Consider the following 14,451-nt stretch of genomic DNA (forward strand, 5'->3'; position numbering starts at 1 on the left):
AATTTTGGAACAATGTTATTTTTTATACTATAGAATAAATCAAATAAAGTTTTATTAGATTTATTTCTACAAATTCCTTCTATTTTTCCAAATTTTCATCATCTTTTTTTGATTTTGTATTTATCCAAAACTAAAGCCAACTAAATTTAGTTGGCTTACATCTTAAAATCTGTATTATATTATACATATAATAATATATGTAATTATATACCCGTTTAATAATTCATTAATCTAAGCTTTAATTTTTTTCAAAATTTCAATTAATGATTTCAATTTTTCTATCGAAATATTCCCCATAAAAGAAAACTGAATCCAATTTCTTTCCAATAAATATGTGCTTTCATAACTAATTAGATATCCATTATTTTTTAAAAAATCTCCTATATTTTTAGAGCTATATTCACTTGAAATAGGAATAGTTATAACGGCTGGATTTCCTAAATTTTTATCTACTAAAGGTGTCATTCCAAGTTTATCTAATTCTATTCTTGAATAGTTGTTCATATCTTCAATACTTTTGAATTTTTTTCCCTTATCTAAATTTTTTAATGAAGTGTATAAAGCTTCTGTTAGATTTGAAGAAATAGTGTAAGGAATTCCTTCTTTATTTTTGTATGTATATAAATCTAAATATCTTGGAATCTTATTTTTAGACTCTAAAAGTTCATGATTGTAAAATACCATACTTAGCCCACAATAGGACTCTAACCCTTTTCCACTCACACAAGATGCTAAATATACTTCACTTAAATCTACTTCAACATTTCCTATAGAACTTATTGCATCTAAACAAAATAAAACTTGTTTACTCTTGCAAATTTGACTTATAGATTTTATATTATTTAAAACCCCTGTAGATGTTTCGCAGTGAACCATATAAACCCATTTTATACTTTCATTTTGATCTAAAATATTTTCAATTTTTCTCAGATCAAATGACTCTCCCCATTTAATTTTGTACTCTTCAAAATTTAATTCAAATCCATTTGCATGATTAATAAGTCTATCACCAAATTCACCGTTACTTAAAATTAATCCTGTTCCTTCTAAAAGTGATATTTGTGCACAGATTATATCATTGGCCAAAGTACCAGATCCCATAAATATTTCAACATATTTTGCATTTACAAAATCACACAATGTGTTTTTGAGATTTAAAAACATATTTTTGAATTTTTCCGATCTATGAGATATTGGAATTTCACTGAAAGTTTTTTTTACTTTTGTTGATATTTCAACAGGTCCTGGTAAAAAACTGAATTCTTGTTTAGGTCTTAATAAATTTTTCAGATTATAGCTTTCCTTAGTTATATACATAGGTTGAAATTTTGATTTATCATTTCCCACTATGGGCCCAAAAGGTACAAATCCTATATGCTTATATAACTTTTGTTGATTTAAAATTCCTGAAATCAATACCATATCATATTCTTTATCTTCTATGTACTGCATTACTATTGTTAATAATCCTTTTAATAAACTGCCTTTTCTATATTCCTTTTTTACAGATAGTAATCTTATCTCACACATTGATTTTGCAGGTGGAAGATACGAATCAAGATTTTCTAATTTTTGATCCAAAGAAAAAGGACGTTTATCCCTAACTGCAAGCATTCCTAATAGCTCATTATTTTTTAAAGCAATAAAATATATATTTTCTTTATCAAATTTATCTTTTAAAATTTTACTCTCATTTTGTTTATGTTGAGGTATTTCTTCAACAAATGTTTCATAATTTAATTTATTTATTTCTTCAAATTCAAAATCATATTCAGCTATTTTAAATACTATAGAATCTTTCAATCGTTAAACCCTCCTTATGTTGAATTTATATAATATATTTAATAGGTTTATTTCAATTTCAATTTCAATATATAATCTTGTATATTCTTTTTATGAGCATAAATAATAACCAAAGTAATTAGAGTTAAGGATATACTATCTATTAATCGTCCATTTTTAAATAAAACTTCTATAGGAAGCAATATATAAGCTCCTAATCCGCTAATTTTATAATCTCTCAAGAATATAAATAAAATAAAAAAGGATATAGACATTAATATTAATAAATTATAATCAAAACATAGGAAAGCTCCTAAACTTACTGCTATTCCTTTTCCACCTTTAAAATTTAGCTGTATTGGGAAAATATGACCTAATACTACTAGTATTAAACAAATTTGAATCACTATGCTTGTTTCTCCTAATAAATATTTACACATTAATATAGCTAAAAACCCTTTTAGAGAATCTCCTAATAAAACTATTAAAAATCCTTTTTTTCCATATAGTCTTGAAACATTAGTAGCCCCAGTGCTTAAACTCCCTATATCTCTAATATCTTTTCCATATAACAATCGTACAAGATAATATCCTGTATTAAAACATCCTAATAGATAACTACTCATCATAATAAAAAACAACTTTATATACAAGATATATTCAATCTCCTTTTTCATTAAATTTAATCAATAAATCATAAAGCGAAACTCAATTCAGATATCCATATTAAAAATAACGCTCGTTGAAATGTTAGATACTTTTTAATTCACATTTTACTATAAAACTTAGATTGTGACGTTTAAATATCCGTTAAGAAACTTCTTTGTCTGACCGTAGAAAGTTTTAAGAAGTTTTAGGATATTTAATAAGTCGTAATCTTTAGTTTTATTAAAATGTCAATTAAGTATCGTTATTTCAATGAGCGTTATTTTCGCTTAACCACAAAACTATAGTTGTAATAAATTATATTTCTCTAGTCCATTATTTTAACTAATTTAAAATCAGTATAATCACATGATGTCAAATAATACTCTACATTATTTCTTGTTCCTTGAAGCCCAACCTTAAACCACTCTTTTCCGTGTAAATGTCCATATATAACTTTTTCAACATTATACTCTTCATAAATCTTAGTAAATTCAGATTCCTCAAGTTTATCATTAGTTGGTGGATAATGTGTTATAACTATAAATTTATTAAATCCCGCTTTTTTAGCACTATCAAGAGATAATTTAAGTCTTTTTGTTTCTCTTTTATATACTTTCTCATCATCTTCATCAAATTTAACTTCATTAGGGCAAAGCCATCCTCTTGTTCCACATATTGCATAGTCTTCGTACTCATAAAAATTATTTTGTATGAATTTCATATTGTCATAAAGATTATTTAACTTGCTTATTGAAGTCCACCAATAGTCGTGATTGCCTTTTATTAATATTTTTCTTCCTTCAAGTTCGTTTATATCATCTAAATCTGGAATAGCTTGATTTAAGTTCATTCCCCAAGAAGTATCTCCAACTATAAGTACAGTATCTTCAGACCCAACTTTTTCCTTCCAATCAGCTATTATCTTTTCTTTATGTCCTATCCAGTTTTCTCCAAATATATCCATTGGCTTGTCTACTACCTTGCTAAGGTGTAGGTCTCCGATTGCATAAATAGCCAAATTTTATCACTCACCTTTTTATATGTTGCGTCTTTGTATGTATTTAAAAGACCTTTTATTATTTTTACTCTTATACCTTGTCTTATACCTTAAAAATTTTAATAAGTAATTATTATCTTGTCCAGTGGTCTTACATTGAAAATGTGCTTATAACTAATTTATAAGCACATTCAAATTAATTTTTATCGTATTTATCTAGTATAGAGTCTATCTCACTTCTTAACATTATAATTTCTTTTATGTCCTCTATATCGTTTATTTTATCAAGTCTCACCTGAAAGTCTAGAGCTTTTTCAGTTTCTCCTAAAATATATAACTTTCTAATACTATCAAGTATATCTTTAACCGTAAGTGATTTCATTTCAAACATAACTTGAGCTCTCATTATTTCTTCCCTTATCTCACTCATTTCTTGGTCTAGTAAAAACGCTGCATCTCCTGCACGTCTTAATCTATTAGCAATATCTTCAGGTATATCCTGTTGATATTTATATTTTAAAGAATGCTCTATAGTACCCCAAAAATTCATAGCAAGAGTTCTTATTTGAATCTCAGCTAAAATTTCTTTTAGCCCCATGGCAGTCTGTATAGGATATTTTATAATTATATGATAACTTCTATAACCACTATTTTTATAATTCTTAATATAATCTTTCTCATATACTACACTCATATCTTTTCTACTCTTAATCAAGCTTACAAGACTATATATATCTTCAACAAACTGGCACATAATTCTAAGACCAGCTATATCCTCTATCTTCTCTTCTATTTCATCCATATGAACATCAAGTTTTTTAGCTTTTGCTATAATAGATGATATCTTTTTGACTCTTCCAGTTACGAATTCTATAGGAGAATATTCCCCATTATTTCTAAGTTCTTTTCTAATATTTTTAAATTTTACTTTTAACTCCTCTACTGCATATTCATATGGAGTTAATATAGTTTTCCACTCTCTTAATTCCATTAAAATCACCCTCTAGCCTGTATTTTCATTGTTGTAATTCCCCAATATATTTTAACACAAAGTAGTTACCATTAACTACTATTACTTAAAATTTCCCGTTATAATTTAGAATTCATAAAGTAATATATTTTCCCATTTTCAAATTGATAGTCTATTTCTCCACCTTCTACAAGATACGAGATCATAGAAGATAATGTTGCATTTGAAAAATAATATTCTTTATAGTTTAGTTTAAGCTCATTATATTCTATAATATCTTTTAACAATTCTTCTCTAGTATAAGGTGTCGTCAAAAACTCTCTTATTTGATTTAAATACTTGTGTATAACTTCTTTGTTTATCTCTACTAATTTTACAGCTTCTTCTTTATCAAGTAAAGCCTTTGCATGACCCATAACACAAAAGTCAAAATCAATCTCCTTTATTTTGTCTAGAGTATTTAGCTGCTCAGATATATCAAATAGAAAAGGAAAATTGTATTTTTCTAAAATACTTTCATTAAACAAAGAATCTCCAAGATATAATACCTTGTCCTCTGTTAATACACCTATACAACCTATACTATGACCTTTAAGTTCTGTTATTTCAAACTTTTCATTGTTTAACTTAGTTTCACCCTCAAAAACTACTTCATCTATACTGAACTTATTTTCTCTATTTTTGAAATAATCATCAAGTAATTTATTAGACCTTCCACCATATACATAAGTTGAAAATAAATACGGATTATCTATAAATGTTTTTGCATCTTCTGATGCTATAGACTTAGCTCCAGTGTAATGTTCTAATAATACTTTGCTTGCCCCATAATGGTCTGAGTGTTCATGGGTATTTAATACATACTTTACACGAAGCCCCTTACTATCAAATAATTTTATAAGCCTATGTGCTCTAGAGTTTGAAAGACCAGGATCTATGATAAGTACATATTTATCCTTAAACACATAAACACCAGAATTAGTTCCTCCCTTTATATAATAGCTATGTCCTTTGATTTTCTCTAGTTCCATATTACCCCTCTTTTCTTAAATCAAGAAATTTGTCTACTCGCTAACACGGTGACTCATCTCGCCAACGATCTCTTTCTTGACAAGTTCTCCACAAAACAAAAATATTATAATTTCCTATAAGACAAGAGCCTTAACTCTTCTTAGTACCTTATAAGAATTATTCTTAGTTATATTAATTCTTATATTACTCGCAACATTGTTGAAGAAAATAGATTCTATAAAATATTCTACAATCCCTCTATCTCTAAAATCAATATCCATTATTCCCTTAGAATAAAGCTTCGAATCTATAACCATCCCTCTATCATAATACTTCATTCGCTCATCTTTGTTCATATAATCTAAACTCGGCTTAAACTTTTCACAATACTCTATTTTATAGTTTAATATACTCTCGTCTACCTTAATATTATGCTCTTCTTCCATATATCTTGCAAACTCTATATTATCTTTTTTTATTCTCTCATAATTTTTATTATAATCTTTTTTTCTCCAATGTCCATATATTCTACAATTAAGAGGCCTTACCTCATATATCAAACACCTATTGTTCGAATCTTTAAATGGACACGGCATCTTTTCCTTATACTCTTTAAAATAGTAGTCTAGTATTTTTTCCATAACTATATTATGTACATTTTTATTTTTGTTTAAATAATTGTATATATTTAAAAATTCTACTAAATTTGCTCCAACAGACTCCATACAACATTTTCCACATCCTATACAGTCTCCATTGGGTATACTATTATATAAATCATTAAGTTCTTTAAAAAGATCGTTTTTTAAGCAATAATCTATTCCTAAGTTTATATCATCCTTTTTTATACTAGGCATTAGACTCTCTCCTTGATATAATATTTTAATAACCTAAATATTATATCAAATTTTAATTTGTAATTGGAGGTATTTCATGAATAGATACACAAAAGTAATAAGACCACTTGGTTCTTATTTTGTAAAAGACTATGAAAAAAAGAAAAAAGATTTAATAAAAGTAAGGGAAATAAAAGAAAGTACAGTTAAAAAATTCTTTTTAAATGGGGATTGCGAAGTTTTGGTTCATTTTGAAGAAACGGGTAAAGAAATTTTAATAGATTTTTTCAGTTCTGAAGAAGATATTAAAAAATATCTAGGCGCTTCATTTATCAAAAGATAATGAAAGTCAAAATAATAAACAATCCGTCTTCAGGAACCCAAACACTTCAAAAGAATTTAGAAATTATAATCGGGAGATTAATACTTGATAATACATTAAAAGAAGTTGATAAAGTAGACACTACTATAGACTTTGACTACTATGGTGAAGTTTCAAAAATGAAAGATCAAAACTATGATTTATTGATAATAGTTGGAGGAGATGGAACTGTAAATAATGTTATAAATGCAGTAGCTAAAAATGACATAGATGTTCCTCTTTTAATACTTCCAGCAGGAACTGTCAATGATCTTGGAAAATACTTAAATCTTCCAACATCAATTGAGGGAGTATGCTCTATTATTAAAAATAATACTGTGAAGGAAATAGACTTATGCAAAGTTAATGATAAGTATTTTATAAACGTTGCAGCTTCTGGTCTTTTAGCTGATATAGCTATCAAAACACCTGTTAAGTCAAAGACTGCATTTGGAAGTTTTGCATATTATGCTCAAGGCATAAAAGAAGTTCCAAAACAATTATTTGAAACGCTCAAATTCAAATTTGAATACGACAATGAAGTTTTAGAAACTGAAGCCCTTTTATTTTTAGTTTTAAATTCTAAATCAGCAGGAGGCTTCTCAAACTTCGCACCAAAGGCAGATATAACCGATGGATTATTCGATGTATGTATAATCAAAAAATCTTATCCTTTAAATACAGCAGGAGTATTTTTAAAGATATTCTCAGGAGAGCATATAAACGATCCTAATGTTGTATACCTACAAGCTGATAATTTAAAAGTAGATTGCTTAAATAAAGAGAACTTACTTATCGATGTTGACGGTGAACACGGTGGTACTTTCCCAGCTACATTTGAAATAAAGAAAAAAGCTTTAAAAGTTATAGTTGGAGTTAACGACAAAAAATAACCTGAAATTGCTTAATATTATTTATTAAATTTTCATGGGGGAGGTATTAAATAATATGTACAAATATACTTATGTTGAAGCAAGTGCAGAAGGATTCTTTCATCCAGCAAACCATAGAGAATTAATTGACAAATATAGTTCAGAAGGTTGGAGATTCGTTAGTGCCATTCCTTCATTATTTGGAACTCATGGCGTAATTAAACAGTTCGATTTAGTTTTTGAAAAAGAAGAAAAAGAAGAATAATAGAAAGAGCAAATCTATTTTTAAAATGGATTTGCTCTTTAATTTCTCTAAATAAGAGATTTTTTAAATTTCTCTGGATCTGATACCCTCATATTTAATATATATCCACAATTAGTACATACTTCTGCTGTAACTCGTGAAGAAGCAATTATAGCATTAATTGGTTTGAGTTTAGTATAATCAATAAAGTTACCTCCACCAATTTCTGTACAACCACATTCTGGACACTTCTTTTTTTCTTTTTCCATAGTACAATCCCCTGTTTTTACTATAATTTTTATTTAATATTCTCTTCCCCATCAACAGCAACAAAATCCTCAAGTTTTAGAAGATCTTTTTTACCTCTATTCCCTTTAGTTGTTTTCATAACCCCATTCTCGTCTGCTTTCTTTTCTATGTATTCTCCTGTTAATAAGTTATAATCCATCTCTTGTGTATACTCATCTGTTGACGTATGAAAAGAACCTATTGTGGCTCCAATTAAATACCAATCATTATCTTGATATCTAAATCTATAGTTACCATACCATCTCCAATTGCTACCACCATAAAAACTAATTAAAATAGATCCATTATCTATTGATATTCCTTCAAATGGATCTCCCCAAATACCACCTTCATCAGCTCTTAATATTGCTTTTTCAGCTTTTGTTGAAAGTGTATATGTACCATCTTTATTTCCAAAAGCTATTATTAATTCCCTATTTGGAGCTTCACCTTCTACTTTACTAGTTCCTTCTATTACAACTGCTATATCATCTATATTATCTTTATTTAAATCTCCTTCTACTTTTTCAACTATATTCCAACCTTCTGGAACCAAGTCAGATACTTCACCTACATTATTACTTTGTTCTGTACATCCTGTTAAAATAGCACACGCTATCAAAAATAATACTATATATTTTTTTATATTCAATAAATTCACTCCTTAGTTTATTTTAATTAACTTTTTTATTTTTAGAAAAAACTTCCTCACTCAGTTCATCTATATCATTTTTCATGCCTTTTAGCTCAGTCAAAACAACTACAAACCCACCAAATATAAATCCAAGGATTGATCCCCATATTCCAAAGATCATTCCTATGCAACCAAATAAAATGCATGATATAAATAAAAATAAAATATTCATATTAAATTTCCTTTCTTATCTTATGTATTATCTCTTTATATGCGTTAGCATAAAATGAAGTGCAATTACTATTAAAACTTTCTATTAACATGTTAGTGAATACTTTTAGATATTTTGACTAATATAACTTAGTTTTTATCGTTTAATAATATGTTAAGAAATTTATGTGTCTGACCGTAGGAAGTTCGTAAATTTTAAGATTCTTAATAAGATAAAATCTTAGTTTTATTCAAAACATCGTTGTATTTGCGGTATTTTCATAGATAGTTTTTGATTACCTATACAATTCAATAATTTACCATTAAAGTATATCATAGTTCAATTTAAATTTTAAAATTCTACTTATAATATATTGTTTTTGTAGTAAAATAATACTTAATCTAATTAAATAAGTAGGTGATATAATTGATTAAAAATATTGGATACGCTTGTATAAATACCCACTTAAAACCTCGAACATTCAATGATTGTAGGCTTAATTCAATATACAAATACGGTATAAATTATCTAAGAGATAAAATAATAAACAATCTCTATCTAGTAAAAGATATTTTACTATGGAATATTAAAAACGATATATATATGTATAGAGTAAGCAGTAGATTAATTCCTCTCGTAACACATCCAGATGTTATAAATGACTTTGATTGGAATTGGAAAGAAGACGATGAAATATTAAATATTATGAAGGACATATCAGACATAGTTAAAAGTTACAATATAAGACTTTCTATGCATCCAGACCAGTTTACAGTTTTGAACAGCCCTAATGAAAAAGTAGTTCAAAATAGTATAATAAATATAAAATACCACTACGATATACTTAAAAGACTATCTGGAAATGATATGATAATTCATACAGGTGGAGTATATAATGATAAAAAATCTGCTTCTAAAAGATTTATACACGTTTTTAATTCATTAGAAGATAATTTAAAAAGTATGATAAGGCTTGAAAATGATGATAAATCATTTACAGTTGAAGATGTTCTTTATATAAGTTCAAAAACACATATTCCAATAGTTCTAGATATTCATCATCATAAATGTAATAATCCTAATAATATAGATATTCAAAATTATATATCTGCTATAGTAAATACATGGGAAAATACAAGTCTAATACCCAAGCTTCATATAAGTAGCGGGCGTGATAATAAATTCGATAGAAAGCACAGTAACTATATAGATATACAAGACTTGAATTATCTTTTAAAGCTTATGAATAAATATAACTTTGATATGATGGTTGAAGCAAAACAAAAAGATAAATCGGTACTTGAGATAATAAATATATTAAAAGACATTCCTTAATCATTAAGGAATGTCTTTCAATATATCCTAACAGTTATTTACATTTTCTATAACGAAATCGCCTGCCATTTTTTTTAATTTATGCGTTATTTCTCCTGCTTCATCTTCATTTACAAGAGCTATTAAATAATCTCCCGCTGAAATAGTAGTTTTCCCTTTTGGTATTATTTCTACTTCTCCTCTTTTTATAGCTACTAATAAAGTATTGTGAGGCCAATTTATTTCTTTGACCATTTTACCATCCAGTTCAGTACCTAGACATACTGCAACTTCTAAAAGTATTTTTTTAGATTTATCTCCACGAAACTCATTATTTCCTTTTTTATGTAAAAGTCTTTCAAGTAATGATTCATATATAGGTTCTGAATTTAATATATCAGTTACAATATATGCAATTATAGAAACAATAGTTAAAGGAAGTAGATGACTAAAAGATCCGGTCATCTCTGTAATCAAAATACTACCTGTAATAGGGGCTTTAACTATAGCTGTAAAATAGCCTGCCATGGCCAATATAATAAAATTACTTATATACTGACTATCCATATGAAAATACTTAACAATAACACTTCCATATAAATCCCCTGTTAATGCTCCAATTACTAGTAAAGGTAAAAATATTCCTCCAGGTGATCCTGATCCATAACTGAACATTGTAAAAATAAACTTAACTATTAAAATAATACACACCATGTTTATTGTATACTTTCTTTCTACTAAAGAACCTATAAGTTCATGTCCTCCACCTAATACCTGTGGTAAAAATAATCCTAGTATTCCTGCCATTAAAAATGGTATCATTGGTCTAAATTCAACAGGAAGCCACTTTTTTGAAGTATAAAAATCTTGTGTCTTCATAAGAGTTTTATTAAAAAATACACCAAATATACCTAATATTATTCCTAATATAATTAAATATATATATTGATTTAGAGGCAAAACATAAAGACGTCTAAAATCAAAAACTGGTTTTAAACCAAAAAAGTTCTTAGCTACAAAATCAGCTGTAAGTGATGCAGACATAGCTGATAATAAAACTAATGGATAAAAGTTTTTATGAACTTCTTCTAATGCAAACATCACTCCAGCTAAAGGTGCATTGAATGCAGCCGCAAGACCCGCACTAGCTCCACTAGTAATTAAATATTTTTCTTCTATCTTTACTCTTTTGAAAATTCTTGAAAAACCCTGACCAACAGAAGCTCCAATTTGAACTGAAGGACCTTCTCTACCTAAAGACAAACCTGCTCCTATCGCTAGAACTCCGCCTATAAATTTTCCAACAATTATTCTAAGCCAATTCACATTTAACTTTCTAAGCAAAATCCCTTCTACTTGTGGAATTCCACTTCCTCCAATCATTGGTTCTTTTTTTATCATAATTCCAACTATATACGCAAGTAAACCTAATATTATAAACCAAATAGGAATCAAATAACTCTTCTGTGTTTGTAAAACATAGATCTTGTGAGTTAAATCTCCTACTTCTTCTAATAAGAATCTGTATAGTACTACTAACAAGCCAGATAAAGCACCTACTACTATACCTTGCATAACCAGTTTCAAACGGAAATTATGCCAATGAAACAGAGTATTATAGGTATTATTCCTATCTTTCATACTAATACGCCTTCCTTTCTAATATCTTAAAATACACACTAAAAAATTCGTCTACTCGCTAACGCGGTGACTCATGTCGCCAACGATCCTTACAGGCTCCGTTGCTCAAAAATAGTTGCAAGTACAACCTTTTTCAATAAGGTATACACAAAACAAAAAATGATATACCTTCCTTAAGAATTAAAAAATGACCTATGATTAGGTCACCTTAAATTAACGCTAAAGCTTATCAGTTATATCAATCTTTTCTCTTATATACCTAATGTCTTTAGCGATCATGGGTATTATCCCTAAATAATTTATTCCAAATAGTAGTATAACATAAAAAGGTACAATTATGATTAAAAGAATAGGACTTACAACTATTAACCCTATTAATATTATAGGTATTATTACTTTAACTATAAATTTTAATACCCCAATCATGTCTTCTCCATACTTAATTCTTTTCTCAAATTCTTCTTTTGTCTCCAAAAAATCTTTACAGTGTGAGCAAAAATATTCTCCGTTGTATATTTCTTTTTCAAAGTACTTTATCTCTTTTTTACATCTAGAACAGTTCATAATTTAAGCTCCTTAAACATAATAATCAATATGTCCACCCTGAACTTCTTCTGGTTTTTTCAAATTTTTATAAACTTCAAATACAGTTTTATTAACACATACTCCAAAATAATTTACTATAAAAATACTAAACCCCATTCCAAAATCACCTGAGAAGCTTAGTATATAAACTGCACAACTTATAGGTAAATATAATACTCCACATTGAAACATCATTTTTATAGTAAGTCCTAAATTGTTCATTAATACATTAATACTTTCTTTTAATCCTGAAATTAAAGATATATTTTCTGCCACTATTACATATTCCGCATAAAAAAATGGCATATACAAAATAGATATCCAAATAAAAGCTTCATCTATAAAACCCAATAAAAAAGGTATATAGCATATTAAATTTAATAAAAACAATCTACACCAAAATTTATTTCCAAAATATATAAAATCCCTTAAAGAACAACTTTTATTCTTAATATCATTTATACTACCTAAATAACCCGCCTCTATAAAGCTCATTAAGCATATAAAAGTAAGAAAAAGAAATATATTAAATAGTGTAAGTTCATTTATAATTCCAAGAAATGCTCCATTTCTATATTCAAGTAAAGGACTAGGAAAATTTTTAATCATATGCTTTACACTAGGTGGTGCAGATATTATAGCCATTTTAAATGAAATCATATTTAAAGCTGGAATATATTTTGTATTAAATATTTTTTCATAGGAAATTAAGTTTAGAATATCCATAATACAAGGTATTAAAATTATCCATATGGATTTATTTATACTTTTTATAGATTCTTTGAATATTTGTTTTAAGTTCATTACTCACCTCTTGTTATAAAGTCTGCTATCAAATATAATCTAATTATACCATTAATTGGAGGTCTTTTATGAAAAAACACAGTTTTTTAATAACGTTTATACTACTTTCATTATTTACTTTTTTATCTTACTCTTATCAAAGGGAAAACTACGAAGATGTAATTAAACCTTATATAAATATAGAATCTGAAAGTTTAGGTACGATAAGGAATATAGAATTTTATAGTATCTCTAATCATCCTAGCTTAATAATTTTATCAACTAAAAACGAACAAGGTATAGATTATTCATACCTAAATCTATTAGATATAAATACAAATAAAATAACACAAATTGATAAATATAAATCTCACAAATATCTAAATAACTTTGTAACTCGTGATCATTTTTCGTCATATAATATAATAACTGCTTGTAATTACGGAATAGTTAATACAGAGGTAGAATATGATGATGATGGCTTACTTAAATTTAATCCAGAAAAACAAGATATATTCAAATTTGAAAATGCAGATAGTATGGACTTTAAAAATGGTGCATTGTTTTTTTCAAGCAAAGGTGATGATTTGATATATAAGCAAATCTTACATAATGATTTTTTTGCATCATTTACAAACAATAATACACCTAATCAGCAAACATTTTATAAAAAACCGCTCTACATAGTCAACTCAAATTCACTTGATGGCTGTTTATCTTATACTAAGGTCAATAAAGACAGACTTGACCTTTATAGAATGTACTATGGTGGTGAATCTATAGATATTTTTAATAAACCTCTTATTAAAAATATAGTACATGCTAGAGAATTATATAATAGTTATGGTTTTATAGGTATGAATATTAATTCTGACTCCAAATTGAATATATTTATGATTAGAAATCAAAGCGAAGATCAAGATAATTATAAAATTGATACTATTGACTATAATACAGATATGTTTGGATCAGTTCCATCTATTGACTCTTTAACATTTAACGAAGATTATACATTGGTATATACTTCATATGATAAAAATAATAAGGGTAAGATAACATCTATAGGGTATACACTTCATAAATATCAGCAACATCCAAAGACTATTTTAGAAGATGAAAATTTGTATGGACCTGTTAGAATACAAAAATATAAGGTTAATGATAAATACGTTAAAAATATTATGTATTTTACATACGAAGATGGCTTAACTAAAGTTAATTTCTGTGATATGGATGGAAATAAAATCAAAAGCATCAGCCTATAAGCTGATGCT

17 protein-coding genes are annotated in these 14,451 nt (G+C 27.1%); 5 read left to right on the forward strand and 12 right to left on the reverse strand.

All coding sequences use genetic code 11. The features are described 5' to 3' along the window. Positions 1–231 precede the first annotated feature (231 nt). The 6 genes from P4S50_RS15755 to P4S50_RS15780 all read right to left on the reverse strand — a co-directional run bounded on the left by P4S50_RS15755 (position 232) and on the right by P4S50_RS15780 (position 6,265). Complete coding sequence (locus tag P4S50_RS15755) at positions 232–1,803, reverse strand: aminotransferase class V-fold PLP-dependent enzyme (protein ID WP_277731786.1); 1,572 nt, start codon at positions 1,801–1,803, stop codon at positions 232–234. Positions 1,804–1,850: 47 nt separating this feature from the next. Further along, a complete protein-coding gene (locus P4S50_RS15760; protein ID WP_277731787.1) occupies positions 1,851–2,435 on the reverse strand; it encodes a glycerol-3-phosphate acyltransferase in 585 nt (194 codons plus the stop codon). 320 nt (positions 2,436–2,755) lie between these two features. Next, positions 2,756–3,448 carry a metallophosphoesterase gene (locus P4S50_RS15765; protein WP_277731789.1) on the reverse strand — a complete coding sequence of 231 codons (693 nt, stop codon included), beginning with the start codon at positions 3,446–3,448 and terminating at the stop codon, positions 2,756–2,758. A gap of 175 nt (positions 3,449–3,623) precedes the next feature. Then, the gene (gene yjbM, locus P4S50_RS15770) at positions 3,624–4,418 is read right to left on the reverse strand and encodes a GTP diphosphokinase (protein WP_277731790.1); all 795 of its coding nucleotides are present in this window, start codon (positions 4,416–4,418) and stop codon (positions 3,624–3,626) included. A gap of 98 nt (positions 4,419–4,516) precedes the next feature. Beyond that, on the reverse strand, positions 4,517–5,428 hold the full coding sequence (locus P4S50_RS15775) for an MBL fold metallo-hydrolase (protein WP_277731791.1): 912 nt from the start codon (positions 5,426–5,428) through the stop codon (positions 4,517–4,519). A gap of 114 nt (positions 5,429–5,542) precedes the next feature. After that, positions 5,543–6,265 carry a YkgJ family cysteine cluster protein gene (locus tag P4S50_RS15780; RefSeq protein ID WP_277731792.1) on the reverse strand — a complete coding sequence of 241 codons (723 nt, stop codon included), beginning with the start codon at positions 6,263–6,265 and terminating at the stop codon, positions 5,543–5,545. 76 nt (positions 6,266–6,341) lie between these two features. On the opposite strand from P4S50_RS15780, the gene P4S50_RS15785 reads away from it, so the two are divergent. The 3 genes from P4S50_RS15785 to P4S50_RS15795 are packed head-to-tail and all read left to right on the forward strand — an operon-like array spanning position 6,342 to position 7,742. Next, a complete protein-coding gene (locus tag P4S50_RS15785; protein ID WP_277731793.1) occupies positions 6,342–6,587 on the forward strand; it encodes a hypothetical protein in 246 nt (81 codons plus the stop codon). Further along, entirely contained in the window at positions 6,587–7,498 is a 912-nt protein-coding gene (locus P4S50_RS15790) for a diacylglycerol/lipid kinase family protein (RefSeq protein WP_277731794.1), read from the forward strand. The genes P4S50_RS15785 and P4S50_RS15790 overlap by 1 nt, the downstream gene beginning before the upstream one ends. A gap of 55 nt (positions 7,499–7,553) precedes the next feature. Further along, positions 7,554–7,742 carry a DUF4177 domain-containing protein gene (locus P4S50_RS15795; RefSeq protein ID WP_277731795.1) on the forward strand — a complete coding sequence of 63 codons (189 nt, stop codon included), beginning with the start codon at positions 7,554–7,556 and terminating at the stop codon, positions 7,740–7,742. 47 nt (positions 7,743–7,789) lie between these two features. On the opposite strand, the gene P4S50_RS15800 is transcribed toward P4S50_RS15795, so the two are convergent. Genes P4S50_RS15800 through P4S50_RS15810 form a run of 3 tightly spaced genes read right to left on the reverse strand, consistent with a single transcriptional unit; the run spans position 7,790 to position 8,875 of the window. Then, on the reverse strand, positions 7,790–7,990 hold the full coding sequence (locus P4S50_RS15800; RefSeq protein ID WP_277731796.1) for a transcription initiation factor TFIIIB: 201 nt from the start codon (positions 7,988–7,990) through the stop codon (positions 7,790–7,792). Positions 7,991–8,019: 29 nt separating this feature from the next. After that, a complete protein-coding gene (locus tag P4S50_RS15805) occupies positions 8,020–8,661 on the reverse strand; it encodes a hypothetical protein (protein WP_277731797.1) in 642 nt (213 codons plus the stop codon). Between the two features lie 22 nt (positions 8,662–8,683). Further along, positions 8,684–8,875: a hypothetical protein gene (locus P4S50_RS15810; RefSeq protein WP_277731798.1), complete on the reverse strand. Its 192-nt coding sequence runs from the start codon at positions 8,873–8,875 to the stop codon at positions 8,684–8,686. Between the two features lie 405 nt (positions 8,876–9,280). Here P4S50_RS15810 and uvsE point away from each other — a divergent pair, with 405 nt between their 5' ends. Continuing rightward, positions 9,281–10,189, forward strand: coding sequence for a UV DNA damage repair endonuclease UvsE (gene uvsE, locus P4S50_RS15815; RefSeq protein WP_277731799.1), 909 nt, complete (start codon positions 9,281–9,283; stop codon positions 10,187–10,189). A gap of 27 nt (positions 10,190–10,216) precedes the next feature. Here uvsE and clcA read toward each other — a convergent pair whose 3' ends face one another. The 3 genes from clcA to P4S50_RS15830 all read right to left on the reverse strand — a co-directional run bounded on the left by clcA (position 10,217) and on the right by P4S50_RS15830 (position 13,198). Then, the gene (clcA, locus tag P4S50_RS15820; RefSeq protein WP_277731800.1) at positions 10,217–11,809 is read right to left on the reverse strand and encodes a H(+)/Cl(-) exchange transporter ClcA; all 1,593 of its coding nucleotides are present in this window, start codon (positions 11,807–11,809) and stop codon (positions 10,217–10,219) included. A gap of 219 nt (positions 11,810–12,028) precedes the next feature. Further along, positions 12,029–12,373 (reverse strand): hypothetical protein, encoded by a 345-nt coding sequence (locus tag P4S50_RS15825; RefSeq protein WP_277731801.1) that lies wholly within the window; start codon positions 12,371–12,373, stop codon positions 12,029–12,031. A 12-nt stretch (positions 12,374–12,385) separates the two neighbouring features. Further along, positions 12,386–13,198: a hypothetical protein gene (locus P4S50_RS15830; protein ID WP_277731802.1), complete on the reverse strand. Its 813-nt coding sequence runs from the start codon at positions 13,196–13,198 to the stop codon at positions 12,386–12,388. A 68-nt stretch (positions 13,199–13,266) separates the two neighbouring features. On the opposite strand from P4S50_RS15830, the gene P4S50_RS15835 reads away from it, so the two are divergent. Continuing rightward, positions 13,267–14,442: a hypothetical protein gene (locus tag P4S50_RS15835; protein WP_277731803.1), complete on the forward strand. Its 1,176-nt coding sequence runs from the start codon at positions 13,267–13,269 to the stop codon at positions 14,440–14,442. Positions 14,443–14,451: the final 9 nt, after the last annotated feature.

It is taken from the genome of Tepidibacter hydrothermalis, assembly GCF_029542625.1.
GTDB classification, from domain to species: Bacteria; Bacillota; Clostridia; order Peptostreptococcales; family Peptostreptococcaceae; genus Tepidibacter_A; species Tepidibacter_A hydrothermalis.